This is a genomic window from Synechococcus sp. CBW1006, from assembly GCF_015840525.1.
In the GTDB taxonomy this organism is placed as follows: Bacteria; Cyanobacteriota; Cyanobacteriia; order PCC-6307; family Cyanobiaceae; genus CBW1002.
Genome location: NZ_CP060396.1, coordinates 107,422 through 126,711, shown reverse-complemented (window position 1 = coordinate 126,711; position 19,290 = coordinate 107,422). Strand labels below are relative to the sequence as shown.

Annotated in this window: 19 protein-coding genes; 12 read left to right on the top strand and 7 right to left on the bottom strand. The window is 65.3% G+C overall.

The window, feature by feature from the left end:
* Positions 1 to 55: 55 nt before the first annotated feature.
* Positions 56 to 418 carry a 50S ribosomal protein L21 gene (rplU, locus tag H8F26_RS00625; RefSeq protein ID WP_197156757.1) on the bottom strand — a complete coding sequence of 121 codons (363 nt, stop codon included), beginning with the start codon at positions 416 to 418 and terminating at the stop codon, positions 56 to 58.
* A 252-nt stretch (positions 419 to 670) separates the two neighbouring features.
* On the opposite strand from rplU, the gene H8F26_RS00620 reads away from it, so the two are divergent.
* From H8F26_RS00620 to kaiC, 3 genes are all read left to right on the top strand, one after another.
* Entirely contained in the window at positions 671 to 1,495 is an 825-nt protein-coding gene (locus H8F26_RS00620) for a circadian clock protein KaiA (protein ID WP_322758434.1), read from the top strand.
* On the top strand, positions 1,492 to 1,887 hold the full coding sequence (gene kaiB / locus H8F26_RS00615) for a circadian clock protein KaiB (protein ID WP_231605384.1): 396 nt from the start codon (positions 1,492 to 1,494) through the stop codon (positions 1,885 to 1,887). Before H8F26_RS00620 ends, kaiB begins: the two co-directional genes overlap by 4 nt.
* Positions 1,888 to 2,057: 170 nt before the next feature.
* The gene (gene kaiC / locus H8F26_RS00610) at positions 2,058 to 3,566 is read left to right on the top strand and encodes a circadian clock protein KaiC (protein ID WP_231598001.1); all 1,509 of its coding nucleotides are present in this window, start codon (positions 2,058 to 2,060) and stop codon (positions 3,564 to 3,566) included.
* Between the two features lie 59 nt (positions 3,567 to 3,625).
* On the opposite strand, the gene nblS is transcribed toward kaiC, so the two are convergent.
* Together nblS and purD are read right to left on the bottom strand one after the other, a co-directional pair.
* The gene (gene nblS, locus H8F26_RS00605; protein ID WP_231598000.1) at positions 3,626 to 5,662 is read right to left on the bottom strand and encodes a two-component system sensor histidine kinase NblS; all 2,037 of its coding nucleotides are present in this window, start codon (positions 5,660 to 5,662) and stop codon (positions 3,626 to 3,628) included.
* A gap of 11 nt (positions 5,663 to 5,673) precedes the next feature.
* On the bottom strand, positions 5,674 to 7,008 hold the full coding sequence (gene purD, locus H8F26_RS00600; RefSeq protein ID WP_197156749.1) for a phosphoribosylamine--glycine ligase: 1,335 nt from the start codon (positions 7,006 to 7,008) through the stop codon (positions 5,674 to 5,676).
* A 96-nt stretch (positions 7,009 to 7,104) separates the two neighbouring features.
* Between purD and H8F26_RS00595 the strand changes: the two genes are divergently transcribed.
* The 9 genes from H8F26_RS00595 (at position 7,105) to H8F26_RS00555 (ending at position 15,855) form a co-directional block, all read left to right on the top strand.
* Positions 7,105 to 8,256 carry a hypothetical protein gene (locus H8F26_RS00595; RefSeq protein ID WP_197156747.1) on the top strand — a complete coding sequence of 384 codons (1,152 nt, stop codon included), beginning with the start codon at positions 7,105 to 7,107 and terminating at the stop codon, positions 8,254 to 8,256.
* Positions 8,253 to 9,017 (top strand): phosphoribosylaminoimidazolesuccinocarboxamide synthase, encoded by a 765-nt coding sequence (gene purC / locus H8F26_RS00590; protein ID WP_197156745.1) that lies wholly within the window; start codon positions 8,253 to 8,255, stop codon positions 9,015 to 9,017. The genes H8F26_RS00595 and purC overlap by 4 nt, the downstream gene beginning before the upstream one ends.
* Positions 9,018 to 9,098: 81 nt before the next feature.
* A complete protein-coding gene (locus tag H8F26_RS00585; protein ID WP_231605383.1) occupies positions 9,099 to 11,465 on the top strand; it encodes a BamA/TamA family outer membrane protein in 2,367 nt (788 codons plus the stop codon).
* Positions 11,465 to 12,319 (top strand): UDP-3-O-acyl-N-acetylglucosamine deacetylase, encoded by an 855-nt coding sequence (gene lpxC / locus H8F26_RS00580; RefSeq protein WP_197156743.1) that lies wholly within the window; start codon positions 11,465 to 11,467, stop codon positions 12,317 to 12,319. The genes H8F26_RS00585 and lpxC overlap by 1 nt, the downstream gene beginning before the upstream one ends.
* Positions 12,309 to 12,806 carry a 3-hydroxyacyl-ACP dehydratase FabZ gene (fabZ, locus tag H8F26_RS00575; RefSeq protein ID WP_370594657.1) on the top strand — a complete coding sequence of 166 codons (498 nt, stop codon included), beginning with the start codon at positions 12,309 to 12,311 and terminating at the stop codon, positions 12,804 to 12,806. The genes lpxC and fabZ overlap by 11 nt, the downstream gene beginning before the upstream one ends.
* A 5-nt stretch (positions 12,807 to 12,811) precedes the next feature.
* Complete coding sequence (lpxA, locus tag H8F26_RS00570) at positions 12,812 to 13,633, top strand: acyl-ACP--UDP-N-acetylglucosamine O-acyltransferase (protein WP_231597999.1); 822 nt, start codon at positions 12,812 to 12,814, stop codon at positions 13,631 to 13,633.
* Positions 13,633 to 14,841: a lipid-A-disaccharide synthase gene (lpxB, locus tag H8F26_RS00565; protein WP_197156739.1), complete on the top strand. Its 1,209-nt coding sequence runs from the start codon at positions 13,633 to 13,635 to the stop codon at positions 14,839 to 14,841. Before lpxA ends, lpxB begins: the two co-directional genes overlap by 1 nt.
* An 89-nt stretch (positions 14,842 to 14,930) precedes the next feature.
* Complete coding sequence (gene msrA / locus H8F26_RS00560; RefSeq protein WP_370594722.1) at positions 14,931 to 15,560, top strand: peptide-methionine (S)-S-oxide reductase MsrA; 630 nt, start codon at positions 14,931 to 14,933, stop codon at positions 15,558 to 15,560.
* A gap of 88 nt (positions 15,561 to 15,648) precedes the next feature.
* Positions 15,649 to 15,855 (top strand): hypothetical protein, encoded by a 207-nt coding sequence (locus H8F26_RS00555; protein WP_197156737.1) that lies wholly within the window; start codon positions 15,649 to 15,651, stop codon positions 15,853 to 15,855.
* A 66-nt stretch (positions 15,856 to 15,921) separates the two neighbouring features.
* Here the strand turns inward: H8F26_RS00555 and H8F26_RS00550 are convergent, their stop codons facing one another.
* Genes H8F26_RS00550 through H8F26_RS00535 form a run of 4 tightly spaced genes read right to left on the bottom strand, consistent with a single transcriptional unit; the run spans position 15,922 to position 19,254 of the window.
* Entirely contained in the window at positions 15,922 to 16,197 is a 276-nt protein-coding gene (locus H8F26_RS00550; protein ID WP_197156735.1) for a hypothetical protein, read from the bottom strand.
* A 32-nt stretch (positions 16,198 to 16,229) separates the two neighbouring features.
* Positions 16,230 to 17,738: a leucyl aminopeptidase gene (locus H8F26_RS00545; protein ID WP_197156733.1), complete on the bottom strand. Its 1,509-nt coding sequence runs from the start codon at positions 17,736 to 17,738 to the stop codon at positions 16,230 to 16,232.
* 50 nt (positions 17,739 to 17,788) lie between these two features.
* Positions 17,789 to 18,430, bottom strand: coding sequence for a GIY-YIG nuclease family protein (locus H8F26_RS00540; protein WP_231597998.1), 642 nt, complete (start codon positions 18,428 to 18,430; stop codon positions 17,789 to 17,791).
* Positions 18,427 to 19,254 carry a hypothetical protein gene (locus tag H8F26_RS00535; protein WP_197156731.1) on the bottom strand — a complete coding sequence of 276 codons (828 nt, stop codon included), beginning with the start codon at positions 19,252 to 19,254 and terminating at the stop codon, positions 18,427 to 18,429. Before H8F26_RS00535 ends, H8F26_RS00540 begins: the two co-directional genes overlap by 4 nt.
* Positions 19,255 to 19,290 lie beyond the last annotated feature (36 nt).

The window sequence follows — 19,290 nt, the reverse complement described above, 5'->3', positions numbered from 1 at the left end:
TAGATGGTGGAACGCGGATCGCCACTTCACGGAGCCTCGCGATCGGCGTGCGGCATCAGGAGATCGGCTTGCCGGCCAGGTTGATGGACTGGACCATCACACGGGTGAGCTCCTGCCGGTGACCGTTCTTGCGGCGGGTCTTTTTCTTGGGACGCATCTTGTACACGATCAGTTTCGGACCGCGGCGATGTTCCATCACCTTCAGTTCGACAGTGGCACCGGTCACATAGGGCTGACCCAGGGTGGTGGCGTTGCCGTCATGAACCAGAAGCACAGTCTCGAGGGTCACGCTGCTGTCCACTTCGGCCGCCAGGCGGTCCAGGTCCACGTAGCGGTTGGGTTGCAGCCAGAATTGCTGACCACTGGCTTCGACGATCGCGTAGGGGGCCGCCGCCGCAGGGTTGTCGGTCTTGGTCATGGGCTCAGGGACGTGGCCAGGCTGGCGTTAAGCCATTGGGAGCCTGAGCGCACGGGATTTGGATAACAAAGAGTGATCCTCACAGTTCGGCCCACCCGCCGTCAAGATATGGCCGTGCAACCATGCGGTTGCCCGCACCTGACCCTCACGGTGGTCCACCGGAGGCTGCCTGTTCCGCGCCCGATGCCCAAGCCGGCCCTCACGGTTGCTTCCCTGGTTCGCGACGAGCAGCTCGCCCAGGCCTCTGCCCAGATGCTGCGGGATGGTCGTTACGAGCTTGTGCCGATCCCACCGGAGGCGGATGTGATCGCCAAACTCGATCGCCACCTTGAAGACTTCGATGTGGTCCTGGTGGACCAGACGGAGACCACTTCTGAGCTGCTCCAAAGCTTGGCCAGGCAGGGATTGTTGCTGCCGGCCGTGGTGATCGGACGGGGTGGAGGCCAGTGTCAATACCATGAAGCGGAGGTGCACCTCCAGCCCGATCAGCTTGAGCAGCTCAAGTACAGCATTGATGCAGCTGTGTCGCGCTTTCTCAGGCAAGGCCTGCTTCACGGCTCCAGTCAGTCCGTTGACAGTGAGGCTCCGACTCCTGAGGCATGGAAACTGGCTAATCGCCTCAAGGATCGGCTTGGCTATCTTGGCGTTTTCTACAAGCGGGATGCAGCCCGCTTCCTGCGCAATCTGCCCAAGCAGGAAGCTCAGAAGTTGTTGCAATCATTGCAGCGCACCTATCGCGACCTTCTGCTCAGTTATTTCCGGGACCCAGCCGCCGCCAATCAGGCTCTGGAGAACTTCGTGAATACAGCCTTCTTCAGTGATCTTTCCATCACCAAAGTTGTTGAAATTCATACAAGTCTCATTGATGGGCTCTGGAAGAAGGTACGTTTGGAGGGCCGTGATGATGATTTCCTGCAGGACTACCGCATTGCCCTTTTAGATGTGATGGCGCATCTATGCGAAATGTACCGCCGCTCCCTTCCTCCCGACACCGCCCTCGGTCAGGGGTCCAAACCCCTTGTCGAGTCCAGTGAGATCCATGCCAGTCAGTCCTTGACGATCGAGAGTTCTGAATGACGCTTCCCCGCAAGACCTACATCCTGAAGCTCTATGTGGCCGGGAACACCCCCAGCTCCATACGGGCCTTGAGGACGCTCCGCGACATTCTTGAAACGGAGTTCAAGGGCGTCTATGCCCTCAAAGTCATTGACGTACTCAAGAGTCCTCAATTGGCCGAGGAGGATAAAATTCTGGCCACTCCCACCCTTTCGAAGATTCTGCCACCGCCGGTGCGCCGCATCATCGGGGATCTGTCCGATCGAGAGCGAGTGCTGATCGGCCTTGATCTGCTCTATGAGGAGCTCTCCGAAGAAGGGCTTTCGGATCTCGACCCCAGACTCTTTGGGGAGTGGCAGGTTGAGAACGACAGCTCGGGACAGGGCATGATTGTTGAGGGTGAGTCCCTTTGAGCCTTCCTGAGGAGCAGGCTCTGCGTTGATCGTTTCTGGACGGATCGGCGTCAACCCTGTCAACCCCACATCTCTTTACGTCCCAAGGGCCCACAAGCTCCTTCGCGGCCTAGCCTCTCCACAAGGTCTTCCCGTCAATGCAGGATTTGAATCGACCCAGCCACAGTCAGATGCAGGTTCAGAAGCTCCCGACTGCGATTGAGGGACTGGATGACATCTGCCATGGGGGTCTGCCGATCGGTCGTTCCACGCTGATCAGTGGCACCTCTGGAACGGGGAAGACCGTGCTGTCGCTGAGTTTTCTCTACAACGGCATCCATCAGTTCAACGAGCCTGGCATCTTCGTGACCTTCGAAGAATCGCCACTCGATATCCTGCGAAATGCCTCGAGTTTTGGCTGGAATATGCAGGAATTAGTTGAACAAGATAAGCTTTTTATATTGGACGCTTCTCCTGACCCGGATGGTCAAGATGTAGCTGGCTCTTTTGATCTTTCTGGATTGATCGAGCGAATTAACTATGCGATTCGCAAGTATAAGGCGCGGCGAGTGGCGATCGATTCGATCACGTCGGTTTTTCAGCAGTACGATGCCTTGTCCGTGGTGCGTCGTGAGATTTTTCGCCTGATTGCTCGCCTGAAAGAAATCGGCGTCACGACTGTGATGACATCCGAGCGGATCGATGAATATGGTCCGATCGCTCGCTATGGCGTCGAAGAGTTCGTTTCGGATAATGTCATCATTCTCCGAAATGTGCTCGAAGGGGAACGTCGCCGCCGCACCTTGGAGGTGCTCAAATTACGCGGCACCACCCATATGAAGGGTGAATTTCCTTTCACGATGGGTAGAAATGGCATGAGTATCTTCCCCTTGGGTGCGATGCGATTGACCCAGCGTTCCTCCAATGTGCGTGTTAGTTCCGGGGTGCCTCGGCTGGACGAGATGTGCGGTGGTGGATTCTTCAAGGATTCGATCATTCTCGCTACCGGTGCTACCGGCACGGGCAAGACTCTTCTGGTGAGCAAGTTCGTTGAAGATGGCTGCCGCAGCAAGGAGCGCGCCATCTTGTTTGCCTATGAGGAGTCAAGGGCTCAGCTGCTGCGCAACGCGACCAGCTGGGGAATTGACTTTGAGCAGATGGAGCAGGACGGACTGCTCAAGATCATCTGTGCCTATCCCGAGTCCACCGGTCTGGAGGATCATCTCCAGATCATCAAGACAGAAATCAGTCAGTTCAAGCCTTCACGCATGGCGATTGATTCGCTTTCAGCCTTGGCCAGGGGAGTGAGTCATAACGCGTTTCGTCAGTTTGTGATCGGCATCACCGGTTTTGCCAAGCAAGAGGAGATCACCGGCTTCTTCACGAATACCTCAGAGGAATTCATGGGTAGCCACTCGATCACCGACTCGCATATCTCCACAATCACGGATACGATTCTGCTTCTGCAGTATGTCGAGATTCGTGGCGAAATGGCCCGCGCTCTCAACGTGTTCAAGATGCGTGGCTCGTGGCACGACAAGGGCATCCGTGAGTTTGTGATCACGGGCCAGGGCCCTGAGATCAAGGATTCCTTCTCGAACTTTGAGCGGATCATTTCCGGTGTGCCGCATCGCATCACCAACGATGAACGCAGTGAGCTGGCCCGTATCGTGCGCGGTGTGACTACTGACGATCTCTGAAGACCGTCATGATCGCAGTTGCCAGACTGCACAGGCCAGATCAATGTGAATGGGCTGTCTTAGCTGTTCGACGTGAGAACAGCCTGGCCGGCGAGACTGTCATTCAGGAGCGAGCGGCGTTCACCGGCCACCCTGAGTTCGTCGTCGTCAGAGTGCTCTAGAGGCAGATCAAACCAGAAAGTGGTGCCGGTCCCCATCTCGCTCGCCATGTGAATACGGCTGCCGTGCTTGTCGATGATGCCGCGGACGATCGAGAGCCCCAGGCCGGTGCCGGCTTCGGTGTGGACCGCGTTTTCCACCCGAAAGAACCGGTCGAAGATTCGGTCCTGATCCGCTTCTGAGATTCCGCAGCCCGTATCAGCGATCTCGATCCGCAACCGCGGCAATGGGGAGGTGAGCGTGCAACGGGGATGCTCCTCTTCGCCAGGTTCGCCGGGTTCGATCTGGCAGAGATCGGGCCAGGGGTAGGCTCGGATCATCAGGCCGCCTCCCTTGGGCGTGAACTTGAGGGCATTGCCCACCAGATTGTCGAGCACCTGCAGCAGCAGGTCCCAGTTCCCCAGCACCCTTGGCAGGGTTGGATCGCTCTCGAAGGCCAGATTAACCCCCTTATCTTCGGCGTTCAGGCGGTAGGTGCGCAGGGTCTGCTCGATCGCCGGCGGCAGTTCCAGCGGCTCCAGGGTCCAGACCCGCTCGGATTCGAGCCGGGAGAGATCAAGCACATCGTTCACCAATCGGGTCAGCCGATCGGTCTCGTCGTTGGCGATGCCCAGGAATTCGCGCTTCTCGGCTTCACTCAACTGATCGCCGAGATCGTGGAGGGTTTCCACGTAGCTCTTGATGTTGAACAGGGGCGTGCGCAGTTCGTGCGAGACGTTGCTGATGAAGCGGCTCTGGGCCGCGTTGAGTTCCACCTCGCGGGTGAGATCCTGAATCGTTACGGCGATGCCCTTGAGGCTCTCACCGCTGGCATCCCGCACCGATTGCAACACGATCCGCAGGGTGCGCGGTGGCTCGCCGAAGCTGCAGCGAACATCGGTGCTGTCGCGCTGGTTGCCGATCAGGCTTTCGAGCGGGGCGTGCAGTTCAACCGCCAACCGCTCCGGCAGCTCCCGCTCCAGGTCGTTGCCCTCCAGGCTGCGCCCTTCCCAGCGGAACAGACGCCGGGCCGTGGGGTTGGCCAGCACGATCCGGCCTTCGGCATCGAGCAGCACCGCCCCATCGGCCATGGTGGCGATCAGCGACTGCTGCTTCACCTGGGCCGCGGTGAGCTCTTCGATGTTGGCTGCTTTGTAGGCCTCCAGCTGGGACGCCATGGTGTTGAAGCCATTCAGCAATTCACCCAGTTCGCCACCCACCGGCAGCGCAATACGGGCCTCAAAGGTGCCACTGGCAATCAGACGCACGCCTCGGAGCAGTTCCTTCACCGGCTGGGTGATCGTGAGGGCGTTGAACACGGCACCGAGGATCACCAGCACCCAGATTGAGATGAACACCGCCACGGTCACCTCCCGCGTCAGGGCGGCGCTGGCCAGCAGGGTTTCGTTGGGGTTGATGCCCAGAGCCAGCACTCCTAGATACCGGCCGTCGTTCACCATCGGCACGAACACGTCGGTGACCCGACCGTCGGGGGTGAGGTGCTGGCGGACCAGGGGATTGTCCGGACGGCGCTGGATATCGGCGGGCAGCTCCAGGCGGCGGGTCAGCAGTTGGTCGCCGTTGCCGCTGCCGTTGCCGATCGGAATGCCGAGGTAGATCACTCCTTCGGGATCGGCGAAGAGGATGTAGCGCAGGCTGCGGCTGGAGCGCCAGAAGCGTTCCGACACCTGCGCCAGTTCCCGGTCGTTGCCCTCGGCCACCAGGGGTGTCACATTGGCCGAGAGCAGCAGGCCCAGGTCACGGGCATAGCGGGTGTCGCTCATGCGGGCATCACGCTGGATGCCGTTGAGGGCGAGGAAGGTGATGCCTGTCATCAGCAGGCTCACCACCAGGGTGGCCACCGCCAGCAGCTTGGTCTGCAGACTGAACTCGGCCCACCAGCGGGCCAGGCGTTGCTGCCAGGAGTGAGGACTGGTGTTCGGCAAGGAGCTGGGCATCGATTCCGCCATCAGCGCTGCCGGACCTGATGACCGATGTCGCGCCGGAAGGTCATGCCCTCAAAGTGCACCTGGGCGAGTCCGTCATAGGCCAGCTCGAAGGCGGTGTCGAAGTCGTCGGCCTGGGCCACCATGGCCAGCACCCGGCCGCCACTGGTGCGGCAGAGGCCGTCCGCATCGCGGCGGCTGCCGGCATGGAACAGCTGCCGGTGCGGATCCGCGGCGGGCCGACCCTCAATCGGATCGCCCTGGCGCACCGTGCCCGGATAGCCCCCGGCGGCAGCAATCACGCAGGCACTGCAGTGCGGCGCGATCGTGAGGCTGGGGGCTGCCTCCAGGCAGCCTTCGGCGCAGGCCAGAAGCACCGCCGCCAGTTCCGGACCCAGCAGGGGCATCAGGGTTTCGCACTCCGGGTCGCCGAAGCGGCAGTTGTATTCGATCACGCTCGGCCCCTCCGCTGTCATCATCAGCCCGGCGTAGATGACGCCCCGGTAGTCGATGCCACGCTGGCGCAGGGCCGCCAGGGTGGGCTCCAGCACCTGGCGGCGAACCGCCTCCAGAGCGGCGGCATCGAGCAGGGGGGCCGGCGCATAGGCGCCCATGCCGCCGGTGTTGGGCCCGGTGTCCCCGTCACCGATGCGTTTGTGGTCCTGGGCAGGGGGGAGCAACACCATCCTCTCGCCGTCACAGAGGGCAAAGACCGAAACCTCCGGGCCGCTCATCCGCTCCTCCAGCACCAGGCAGGTGCCCGCCTCGCCGAAGCGTCCGGCAAAGGCCTCCTCGATCGCGGCGCGGGTCTCGGCCACGCTTTCGGCCACCGTCACCCCCTTCCCTGCGGCCAGGCCATCGGCCTTGACCACCAGGGGACGGTTCTGCTGCTCCAGAACCAACAGGGCCTCAGCGGCACTGGTGGCGCTCCAGTGGCCAGCGGTGGGGATGCCGGCCTCCTGCATCAGGGTCTTGGCCCAGCGCTTGCTGGCCTCCAGCAGGGCGCCATCGGCGCCGGGGCCGAACACCGCCAGCCCGGCGCCGCGCAGCCGATCCGCCAGCCCCGCAGCCAGGGGAGCCTCAGGCCCCACGACCACCAGCTCGACCGCGTGCTTCGCGCAGGCTTGCAGCAGGCCTTCATGGTCGGTCTCGGCCACCGCCAGTTGACGGCAGCCCTCCAGCTCGGCGGTGCCGCCGTTGCCGGGGCTCACCCATACGGCCTCCACCCCGGCACAGCGGGCCAGGGCCCAGCCGAGGGCGTTCTCGCGGCCGCCGCCGCCCACCACCAGGATCCGCCGGGGCGTCCTGCCTGCCGCGGTGGGTGCAGTGGGGGAGGGCGGCGCGGCCGGGTCGGGCATGGCGAGGGGAGCGGGTTGGGGGCAGTGCCCTTAGGTTGTGAGCCAGTCTTGGCCGCGACGGCCGTCTCCATCAACATGCCGGGTGGCCGGTCGCCATTGTCCAGCCTGATCGGGCTCTGCCTGGCCGGCGCCTGCCTGGGGATCAGCAGGGCTGCTGCGGCAGACGCCATCCCCCCGGCCAGTGCTGCTTCCCGGGGCTTGGCTCCAGCGGTCATTCCAGTCAATCCGTCTGCGGTCAGTCCTGCCCGCCCGCCCGCTGCCAGCGCTCCGGCCGCCAGCCCTGCCGCTGCTGCCACCCCGGGGGTGCCTCCCCAGCCCTACCCGCCCGAGGTCTTTGCCTTGCTGCTGGAGAAGGGCAGCCTCGAGCAGATCGAGCAGGCCTGTCTCACCCTGCTGGATCTGGGGGACGATGCGCGGGTGCGCCAGCTTCACACCCGCTTGATGACCCTCCATCCGGCGCCTCAGCCCCTGGCGGTGGTGCTGGCCAACGCCCATGTGCTGATCAGCTGCCGGGCCCCCCAGCAGGCTTTGGCGGTGCTGGATCGCTTCGGACCCGCTGCCGGTGGCGAACGGCAGCAGTGGCTCCTGCTGCAGTGGCGCGCCGCCAACGCTGGCCTGGATCACCGCCGCGCCGCCGAGGCCCTCTGGCGGCTGGCGGCCGGTGATGCGGCTCGCCTCGAGGCCGTGCTGCTGCCGGTGAAACAGGCCGCGGACGGCACCACCACCACCCGCGTGGCTCTGGATCAGCTGGCCGAGCACTACATCGCCCAGGGACGTCGCCGCCAGGCCGCCGAGGTGCTGCTGGCCTCGCGAGTGCCTGGCGTTGCCACCGCGTCGCGGCTGCAACAGGCCGCTGCCCTGCTCGAGACCCTTCCCCTGGCGGAGCGGGACAGTTTGTACGAGCGGGCCCTGGAGCAGGCGGCGGCGGCGGGGGCCTGGGGGCTGGTGACCCAGCTGCTCGATGACCAGGCCAGGCTTCAGGCAGAACCGGGTGGCGATCCCAGCCGTGCGATTGAACGGCGGCTGCGCCTCAGTGGCCGCATCGACGACGCCTATGGCGAATGGCTCCTGCGCCGCCAGGATCCCGCCGCCAGCGACCGCAGCCGCCAGCTGGAGCGCCAGCTGCGTTCCCCTCGCGATCCGGGAGGGCACCAGCCGACGACCACCTCTCCAGCCGCAGCAGTCCAGCCGAATCCTGTCCCGGCGACCGGGCAGGATCCGGCTGAGCCCGCTGTTCCCCAGCCATGACTGCCTACTCCCTCGGGGCCCTGTTGCACGAAGGCAAGGCCAAACGGGTGTTTGCCACCGACCAGGCCGATCTGGTCGCGGTCGAGTTCAAGGACGACGCCACGGCGTTCAACGCCCAGAAAAAAGCCTCCCTGCAGGGCAAGGGCTCGCTCAACTGCCGCATCTCGGCCCTGATCTTCGAGCGGCTGGACGCGGCCGGGATTCCGACCCACTACCGCGGCGTGGGTGAAGACCGCTGGATGCTGGTGCGGCCGGTTGATGTGATCCCGCTGGAAGTGGTGCTCCGCAACCTGGCCGCCGGTTCGCTGTGCCGGCAGATGCCGATCGCGGCTGGCACGCCGTTGCAACCGGCCCTGCTGGATCTCTATTACAAGGACGATGCCCTGGGTGATCCCCTGCTCACCGAAGCCCGGCTGGAACGGCTGGAGTTGGTGACTCCCGAGCAGCGCCGGGCGATCGAAGCTCTGGCCCGTCGCATCAACGACGTCCTGTTGACCCTGTTCCTCGAGGCAGATCTGCAGTTGGTGGATTTCAAGATCGAGCTGGGCCTGGCGGCCGATGGAACCCTGCTGCTGGCCGACGAGATCAGTCCCGACACCTGCCGCCTCTGGGACCTCCGCGCCGGTGGTGAGGACCCCAGTGATGAGCGGATCCTCGACAAGGATCGCTTCCGCCGCGACCTCGGTGGCGTGATCGAGGCCTACGGGGAGGTCCTCAAACGGGTCCAAGGGGTCTGTCCTTCACCGCGCTTCTACCGGTAAGGTCAGCCCAATTTGCGGCCTGGCCGCTCCGTACCCGACACCATGGCAGGCCTGCCTGGCATTACCGCCACCCTCCCCCTGATGGCGCTCGCCCTGGCGGTTCCTGCCGGTGTGCTCGCAGGGGAGCGTCCTCCCTCTGAGGTGAAGGAGGCCGGTCGCATCGCTCAGGTGGCGCCTGCCCAGGAGGAACAGGTGCCTGCCGCCACGACCTCTGAGGAGGACCGGCCGCAGTCCTCCGATACCCCTGAAGGGTCCACAACACCCACTGAACGTTCGGCCGAGACCCCAGAGGATGGCTCCGAAACCCCAGAGGGTGGAGGGGGCTTCCCGATTCCCGCCGACGCCCTTCCCGCCGATGCGGTTCCCATGCCCGCCGACGGAGCTGCTCCTGGGTTTCCGCAGGGCACCACCGCGGCTCCTGCCGATCCCAGTGAGCCACGCGTGTTGATCAGCGAGGTGGTGATTGAGGGCCTTGAAAACCATCCCGAGCGCGAACGGCTCGAACTTGCCGCCTATGCGGCCATGGCCACCACCCCAGGCAGCCGAGTCACCCGCAGCGAGCTCCAGACCGATCTGTCCGCCATCTATGCCAGTGGCTGGTTCTCGGATGTGCGGATCCAGCCCGTGGATGGCCCGCTGGGGGTGAGGGTGGTGGTGCTGGTCACCGCCAACCCGGTGCTGGAGAAAGTAACCATCGAACCCAGCACGGCCAAGTTGCCGGCGGAGGTGGTTCAGGACACCTTCGCGGCTGATTACGGCAAGACCCTCAACCTCAACACCCTGCAGGGCCGCATGCAGGACCTGCAGAAGTGGTATGCCGATCAGGGTTACTCCCTGGCCCGCATCACCGGCCCCGGTCGGGTGAGTCCCGAGGGGGTGGTGGAGCTGATGGTGCGCGAGGGAAGTGTCGGTGGGGTGGAGGTGCAGTTCCTCAACAAGGAGGGCTCCGCCACCAACGACAAGGGTGAACCGATCCGCGGCAAGACCAAGCCCTGGGTGGTCACCCGGGAGATCTCCCTCAAGCAGGGGGATGTCTTCAACCGCCGCAATCTTGAAGATGACATCAAGCGCATCTATGCCACTGGCCTGTTCAGTGATGTCAAGGTGACCCTCAAGCCGGTGCCGGCTGAGCCGGGGGAGGTGGTGATCGTGCTTGGCATTGTCGAGCAGTCGACAGGTTCCCTCTCGGGCGGCCTGGGCTACAGCCAGAGCCAGGGGGTGTTCGGCCAGATCCAGGTGCAGGACTCCAACCTGTTCGGCCGTGCCTGGGATCTGGCCTTCAACTTCACCTATGGCCAGTTCGGTGGACTTGCTGACATCTCGTTCACCGATCCCTGGATCAAGGGTGACAAATACCGAACGGCTTTCCGCGGGCGGCTGTTCATCAGCCGGGATGTGCCGCAGGTGTTCCAGAGTCAGAACAACGGCAATATCTTTAGCGTGCGTGATTTCTATGAGGCTCCCGGCACGAAGGTGGCCTACAATATCGATTCGAGGAAGAACCCTCAGGGGAAGACGTTCGATTCAGTTAACGACGCTGAAAATGCCGATCCGAGAACCAGCTGGTTCGACTACTCCGGCAACACCGTCCTGATCCAGCGGATCGGTGGAAATCTCCAGGTGATTCGTCCGCTTAATGGAGGCAACCCCTTCAAGCGAGCTCCCTGGAGTGTCGTGCTTGGTCTCAATATCCAGCAGGTCTCGCCGATCAACTTCTCAGGCGATTCGCGTGTGTTTGGTGTGGCCCAGCAATCGTTGCAGAACAACAATAGCAAGGCTCCAACCGATGATATTATATGCCTCTCTTACAATTGTGCCAACCAGAATCAGTTGGTTGGGGTCCGCGTGGCTGCCACGATGAATAACCTCAATGATCCCCGTAATCCCACTTCGGGGAATTTTCTCAGCCTGGCCAGTGAACAGTTTTTCTCGGTCGGTCCCGATTCCCCCACCTTCAATCGGGTGCGGGCCAGCTACACCCACTTCATCCCCGTCAACTGGCTGAAGTTGTATAAGGGCTGCCGCCCCAAGGCCGGTGAAACCGCCGATTGCAAGCAGGCTCTCGCCTTCCAGTTCAGTGCCGGCACTAACATTGGTCAGCTACCTCCCTACGAAGCTTTCTGTGTTGGTGGCTCCAACTCGGTGCGGGGCTACTACGACTGTGATCTGGGCGTGGGTCGCAGCTTCGGTGAGGCCACGATCGAATACCGCTTCCCGATCTTCAGCATTATCAGTGGCGAGCTGTTTGTCGATGGCGGCACCACCTTCGGCAGTCAGGCCAATGTGCCGGGCAACCCCGGCGGCCTGCTCAGTAAACCCGGCAGCGGCTTCTCGGTCGGTACGGGCCTGATCGTCACCACGCCGGTGGGGCCGCTCCGTCTGGAGGTGGCCAGCCAGGATTTCACCGGCGATTGGCGCTTCAACCTGGGTGTGGGCTGGAAGTTCTGATGGGGATCTGGCCTTCCGATTACGACCATGGCTGGACCCTGGCCAGCAGCATCGAGCGCTCCGGTGTTGGTCTTCACAGTGGTGCTGAGGGCCGTGTGCGACTGCGGCCTTCGGAGCAGCCCGGTTACCGGGTTGGCTGGCTTCAGCATCCGGCGCGACCCAGCCTGGCGCTGCATCCTTCCCAGGTGTGTGAGACGCAGCTGTGCACGGCCCTGCGCCTGAACAGCGAGCGACTCGCCACCGTGGAACACCTCCTGGCAGCCCTGGCTGGAACAGGAATCACTCAGGCTGAAATCCTGGTGGATGGTGAGGAGATCCCCGTGCTGGATGGTTCCGCCATGCCTTGGGTGGAGGCGATCGCCGAGGCGGGGCTTGCCCCAGTCGCGGTCCCGACCTGGGCTCCCGCGCCCCGTGAGCCGATCACCCTGCAGCAGGGCAGTGGGTTTGCGGTGGCCCTGCCGGCCGAACGCCTGCATGTGGGTGCCGCCATCGAGTTCCCCCAGGCGGCCATCGGTCGCCAGGTGTTCTCCGTGGCGCTCACACCAGAGGTGTTCGTGCGCGAGGTCGCTCCAGCGCGCACCTTCGGCTTCCGTGATCAGGTGGACCAGCTGCGCGCCGCCGGCCTGATCCGTGGTGGTGATCTCGACAACGCCCTGGTCTGCGATGGCGACTCGTGGCTCAACCCGCCGCTGCGCTTCGTCGACGAGCCTGTGCGCCATAAGCTCCTGGATCTGCTGGGGGATCTGGCCCTGGCGGGACTCCCCCGCGCCCAGGTGTTTGCTTACCGCGGCTCCCACGGTCTGCACACGGCCCTCGCTGCCGCCCTCGCCAGGGCGGTTTCCGTTGCCGCCTGATCCATCCTCACGCCCGCTGCTCCTTCCCTCCTTGTCCGCTCTCGCCTCCACGTCCGTTGTGCTCGGCAGCGAGCAGATCCAGGGTCTGCTGCCGCACCGCTATCCCTTTGCCCTGGTGGATCGCGTCATCGAGCACGAACCCGGCCGACGAGCCGTGGCGATCAAGAACGTCACGATCAATGAGCCCCAGTTTCAAGGGCACTTCCCCGGGCGCCCGCTGATGCCCGGGGTGCTGATCGTGGAGGCCATGGCCCAGGTGGGTGGCCTGATCGTCACCCAGATGCCGGATCTGCCCAAGGGGCTGTTCGTGTTCGCCGGCATTGATGGTGTGCGCTTCCGCAGGCCTGTGGTTCCCGGCGATCAGCTGCGCATCACCTGCGAACTGCTGGCCCTGAAGCGCAAGCGTTTCGGCAAGGTGCGCGCTGAGGCCACGGTCGATGGTGAACTTGTCTGTTCCGGTGAACTGATGTTCTCCTTGGTGGACTGATCGGCATGACCAGCTCAGCCATGGCGACATTGGTCCATCCCACGGCCGTGGTGGATCCCCGGGCCCAGTTGGGGGAAGGGGTCGAGATCGGTCCTTATGCCGTGATCGGTCCGGACGTGCAGCTCGGCGAGGGTTGCCGCGTCGGTCCCCACGTGGTGATCGACGGACGGGTGCGGCTGGGAGCTCGCAACCGCATCTTCCCCGGTGCCTGCATCGGCCTCGAGCCCCAGGACCTCAAGTACTCCGGCGACCCCACCGAGGTGGTCATGGGTGACGACAACACCATCCGGGAGTGCGTCACCATCAACCGCGCCACGGCGGGCCAGGAATGCACCCGTCTCGGCAGCGGCAACCTGCTGATGGCGTACAGCCACATCGGCCATAACTGCGTGCTTGGGGACCGGATCGTGATCGCCAATGGTGTGGCCGTGGCCGGTCATGTGGAGATCGGCGATCGGGCCGTGATCGGCGGCGTGCTCGGCATCCACCAGTTCGTGCACATCGGCAAGCTCGCCATGGTGGGCGGCATGAGCCGCATCGACAGGGATGTGCCGCCCTTCATGATGGTGGAGGGACATCCCGGTCGGGTGCGCGGTCTCAATCGTGTCGGCCTGCGGCGCAGTGGCCTGGCTGATCACGACGACGGTGCTCAGCTGCGGCAGCTCCAGGAGATCTGGACCCTGATCTACCGCAGCGATCGGGTGCTGGCGGAGGCCCTCAAGGCTGCGCGGCAGCTCTCCCTGCTGGGGGCGCCAAGGGAACTCTGCGACTTCCTGGAGGCCTCGATCGGCCCGGGCCGCCGCGGCCCCCTGCCGGCGCAGCGCTGATGACGCGTCTGTTGATCAGCACCGGGGAGGTGTCTGGCGATCTGCAGGGGTCGCTGTTGATCCAGGCCCTGCATCAGGAGGCTGCTGAACGAGGGCTTGATCTCGAGATCGTGGCCCTCGGTGGTGACCGCATGCGCCGCGCCGGTGCCAAGCTGTTGGCGGATACTGCCTCTCTCGGCGCGATCGGGCTGTGGGAGGCGGTGCCGCTGATCTGGCCCACCCTGCGTCTGCAGCATCGCCTGCGGCAGTGGCTTCGTCTCCATCCCCTCGATGGTGTGGTGCTGATCGATTACATGGGTGCCAACGTGAATCTGGGCCTGCGGCTCAAGCGCGACAGGCCCCAGGTGCCGATCACCTATTACATCGCTCCCCAAGAGTGGGCGTTTCGACTGGGGGACGGGGGGACGACCCGGTTGATCGGCTTCAGCGATCGGATTCTGGCGATCTTCCCTGAGGAGGCCCGCTTCTATGCCGAGCACGGTGCCCGGGTCACCTGGGTGGGCCATCCCCTGCTGGACACCCTTGGCAGCCAGCCTGGCCGTGGGGAGGCCCGTCGTCTGCTGGGATTGGCGGAGACGGTGCCGGTGCTGCTTCTGTTGCCCGCCTCCCGCCGCCAGGAGCTGCGCTACCTGCTACCGGAGATGGCGGCGGCGGCAGCGGAGCTGCAGCGGCGCCATCCTGATCTGCAGGTGTTGGTGTCAACTGGGTTGCCTGGCTTCGAGCCATTGCTGGAGGAGGCCTGCAGGATTGAGGGGCTGCGGGCCCGCGTCATTCCCGCCTGCGAGGCCGATGCGCTCAAGCCTGCCCTTTGTGCCGCGGCCGATCTGGCCCTCACCAAATCCGGCACGGCCAACCTGGAGCTGGCCCTGCGGGGGGTGCCGCAGGTGGTGGTCTACCGGGTCAGCCGCGTCACCGCCGCGGTGGCCAAGCACCTGCTGCGTTTCAACGTTCCCCACATCTCGCCGGTGAATCTGGTGCTCCAGGAGCGTCTGGTGCCGGAGCTGCTGCAGGAGGACTTCAGCTGTGACGCGTTGATCCGCGAGGCGGAGATCCTGCTGGATCCTGACAGCGAGGCCCGCCAGCGTCTCCTGGAAGGCTATGGGCGGCTGCGTCGCACCCTCGGGGAGCCGGGCGTGACCCGCCGGGCTGCCGTGGCCATCCTCGATCAGATCCCCCAGGGAAGCCCGCCGCTCCCCGTGTCGGCCTGAACGCATCCGAGCGGCCCTTCAGGCATCCCGCAACCCGGCTGCGCGTGCGCGATCCTGAGGCGAACTTTGCCTGTTGTGGCGCCGTGCGTCTGATTGCCGTTCTGCTGTCGTTGGTGTTGGGGGGCTGCAGCCTCACGATCGCTCCACCAATGGCCCAGGCGGCCACCCAGGAGGCCGTGTTCGCGGGAGGCTGCTTCTGGTGCCTGGAGCACGATCTCGAAACTCAGCCAGGTGTGCTGGAGGCGGTGAGCGGCTACAGCGGTGGCTCCCTGGCCCAGCCCACCTACAAAAGGGTGTCCGCCGGCGGCACGGGACATCAGGAAAGCGTTCTGGTGCGCTTCGATGATCGGCGCATCAGTTACGCCACCCTGCTGCGCGCCTTCTGGCGCAATGTGGACCCCTTCGACCGGGGCGGCCAGTTCTGCGATCGCGGTGATTCCTACCGGCCGGTGATCTTCACCAAAGGGGCGGAGCAGGCCAACCTTGCCCAGGCCAGCCTCAAGGCGGCGGCCGCAGAGCTGGGCCGGCCGGTCTCGGCCCTGAAGGTGGAGATCAAGCCGCTGCAGCGCTTCTGGCCGGCGGAGGGCTACCACCAGAACTATGCCGATCGCAATGCGGTCAAATACAACTACTACCGCTGGTCCTGCGGCCGCGACCGCCGCCTGGATGCCGTGTGGGGCAAGCGAGCCCGTGGCTCTTCGGCCTGGAGCTCCCGCTGAAGCGCAGACGCTGGCGGGCAGGTGTTTCCACCCTTCCCATCCAGGCCTGCTGCGGTTAGGGTTTGGCCATATTCGTCCGAAGCAGCCCATGTATCTGCTGACCATTCGAGACGGTCTGCAGACCCGGCATATCGGGCCCTACGAGAGCCCGAAGCAGGCGGCCGACGATCTTGATCGTCTGCTGGCCACTTGCGGCGAGCGGGCTCGCTGGCAGATCCATGCGCTCGAATCTCCCGAGTTGCTGCGGCAGCAGCTCCGTAACCCCCGTCCCGGACGGGCCGCCATGGCGGCCTGACTGGTTCAACGGTCCAGGTCGACTTCAACGTTCCGGCGGCCTGGTCCACAGGCCGCCCCTGCGGCTTCAGTTCCGCTGCTCAGGCCGGGGCTGGCGCGGGTAGCCCCGCAGCAGTCCGCTTTCGATCATCAGGCCCACGCCGGCATTGATCAGGATCAGGCCGAAGGTGCCATACCAGAACCAGGGGCCTGGATCGGCAATGGTGTCCACAGTCTTGGCCGAGGCCGCCAGGGTCTGGATGCCCTTGCGGATCACCGCTTCGCCGAACAGGCACAGGCCCGCCGGGAGCATCAGCACCCCCAGTTGCGCTTTGGCGTACCAGCGGATCTTCTGAGCGGCCATGGGGCTGGGAATCCGGCTTCAAGGGCTACAACCTAGGCGGTGGCCCCCGCCTGCACCCATTGCACCAGAGTGCGCACCCCGAAGCCGGTGGCCCCGGCCGGATCCATGCCCCGCCCCTTGTCGCTCCAGACCGTGCCGGCGATATCGAGGTGGGCCCAGGGCAGATCCTTGGTCACGAAGTCCTGCAGGAACAGGGCGGCAGTGATCGAGCCGCCGGGGCGCGGACCGGTGTTCTTCATGTCGGCCACGGGGCTCTTGAGGCCGCTGCGATAGGAAGCCCGCAGGGGCATGCGCCAGAAGGACTCGCCGCCCACCTGGCCGGCCTGCAGCAGGGCTGCGGCGAGCGCATCGCTGGTCGACCAGAGACCGGCGATCTCCTCCCCCAGGGCGATCACGCACGCCCCGGTCAGGGTGGCCAGATCCACCACGGCATCCGGTTCCAGCTTGCAGGCGTAGATCAGGGCGTCCGCCAGGGTGAGCCGCCCTTCGGCATCGGTGTTGTTGATCTCGATCGTCTTGCCGTTGGAGGCGGTGACGATGTCGCCGGGGTGGACGGCACCACCGCTGATCATGTTTTCGCAGGCGGCCACGATCACATGCAGCTCCACCCCCGCGGGCCGCAGCTCGGCAAGGGCACGCGCTGCCCCCAGCACGGCGGCGCTGCCGCCCATGTCGTACTTCATCATCTCAATCTGGGATCCGCCCGTCTTGAGGTTGTAGCCGCCTGAGTCGAAGGTGAGCCCCTTGCCCACCAGGGCCACGCGCCGCTGGATGTCGCCTTCGGGGCGGATGGTGAGGTGGATGAACTTGGGCGGCAGATCCGAGCCCTGGGCCACGCCCAGGTAGGCCCCCATGCCCAGGGCCTGGCAGTCGCTCCGCTCCAGCACCTTCAGCTCGGCGCCATAGGCCTCGGCGATGGCCAAGGCCGCGTCGGCGAGAGCCTGGGGGGTGACCACGTTGGGGGGCGCGGCCACCAGTTCACGGGCCAGCTCCACGCCGGCGCAGACTGCCCCCACGCGGCTGAGGGCGGTATCGGCCGCGTCATCCAGGCCGATCAGGGTCACCGTGTCCGGGCGGGGCTTGGGTTCGGCCTCGCTGCGGAAGCGTTGGTCGGCGTAGAGGCTGAGCCGCACGGCCTCGGCCATTGCCGCTGCGGCGATGGCGGGGGTTGTCTCGGCCGGCAGGCTGGTCAGGGGGAAGGCCAGGCCGAGGTGGCGACCACCGGAAGCGGCCGCGGTGCGGGCGGCCTTGGCGACGGCGCTGCGCAAGCCATCGAGATTGAATCCCTCCGCCTCGCCCAGCCCCACCACGACCACGGCTGTCGGCTCGACGCCCACCCGTTCGAAGGCGAGCACCTCCGCTGGCTTGGCCTTGAAGGCCCGTTGTTCCAGCCGCTGTCGCAGGCCAGCGCCAAGCAGGGCTTCCAGCGCTCCGAGCAACGGCTGCCCGTCATCTCCCGCGAGCAACCCCAGCACCAGGGTGTCGCCGCTCCAGTCGCCGAGGGGGGTGGCGGAGGTTGCGGGGAGGCAACGAAACTGCATGCGGATCAGACGGGCGTGGCCGCGATCGTAGCCAGCTCAACTGGGCGCTCTCAGTCCTGCAGGGCGGTGAATGGGGTGCTCCAGCGCTCGCGCGTCTCCTTGTTAAACGGTGGCAGCCACTGTTGGATCAGGGCCTGCTCCACGGCGCGTCGGGCTGCGGTCGTGGCGGGCACGTCGCACCAGAAGCGGATGCTCAGCTGGGGTTGCAGGCCGGCGGCGCGCAGGGCCTCGCCGTAGGTGCTGAGATAGCTCTTGCAGTCGTGATCCCCCTTCCAGCGCCGGTCGGCGCGGCTGGTTTCGCCCACGTAGAGCAGCAGGGGGCAGGGGGCTTCGGCGGGCCGGTCCATCACCAGATACACGGCGGCACCCTGGTGGGAGCTGCTGGGCCAGCGCCAGAACGACAGGCTCTGGGGCGTGAGGCTGAGCGGATCCAGCTGGCCAGCCAGCCGCTGAGGCTGACTCGCTGGGCCGAACAGGAGGCCCTGCTGGGCGGTGGGATCCAGGCCCGCGGCGGTGGCGCTGAACAGGGGCTGCTGGTGGGCCGCCAGGGCCCCTTGCCAGGCGAGGATCTGGCGGCGTAACAGCGGCAGGGTGTCCGGTCTTGCCGGATTGGTCGCGGCCGAGAGGCCTGTGATGGAGGCCGGCGTGCCGGCGAACAATTCCCCCTGGCGTGGCTGGCCGCGGCTGCTCATCGCGGCTTGCGGTGCTGGCTGAGGGGCTTGAACAGACTGGGCCCGGCGGGACCGGGGCTGAACCGGACCCGGCCGATCCAGCCCTCCAGCAGGGCGGGGGGAAACTGCAACCGCAGCTGCAGATCGGCCAGGTCCTGAAACGGCAGCCGGGAGCGTTCGCGCAGCAGGCGCCCGCAGCGCTCCTCGCTCAGCCCCAGATCGCGCTGAAGCTCAGCGGCGCTGGCCTGGTTGATCTCAAGCGGGCGTGTGGCCGGTACGGCAGGGGCGTCGCTGTACCAGCGAAAGTCCAGCAGGGGGACCCAGGTCGCCATGGTGGCCGCCTCCAGCTCCAGCAGGTTGGCCAGGTCATCAGGGCCGCTGAGCTGAACCCCGCTGGCCTGGAGGCGCAGCAGCAGATCCACATGGTTCGGGCTGCAGCCCGGCAGCCGCAGCCAGTCGGCGGCCGTGGCCCGGTTCACGTCCAGCCGCCAGCCGAGGGCGGCGGCCCGTCGCACCTCGTCTGCCCCCTGCAGACGCAAAGCGGGGTTCTGGGCCAACCGCAAGGCCAGTAGTTCCCGCTCCACGGCTTCCTGTTGCTCTGCCTCCTGAACGCCGAGGTCTTGCTTGTCGTCACCGGGGGTGAGGCGGTGGTCTGGTGAGACCTTCTGCTCGGGGGTGCGCCAGGCCGCCACGGCTCGGATGCGATCCGCTGTGATGTCCAGCGCCCGGCCCAGGGGCCTGATGCCGCCGCCGGAATTAGGTTCACGCTCGGGTACGGCAGGAAGTTGGCCCGTCGCCTCCAGCAGACGGCGGGCCAGGGGATCGAGCCAGTGGCCCTTGGCCATGCGGATCCGGGCGCGGTACGGCTCAGAAGTTAGCGG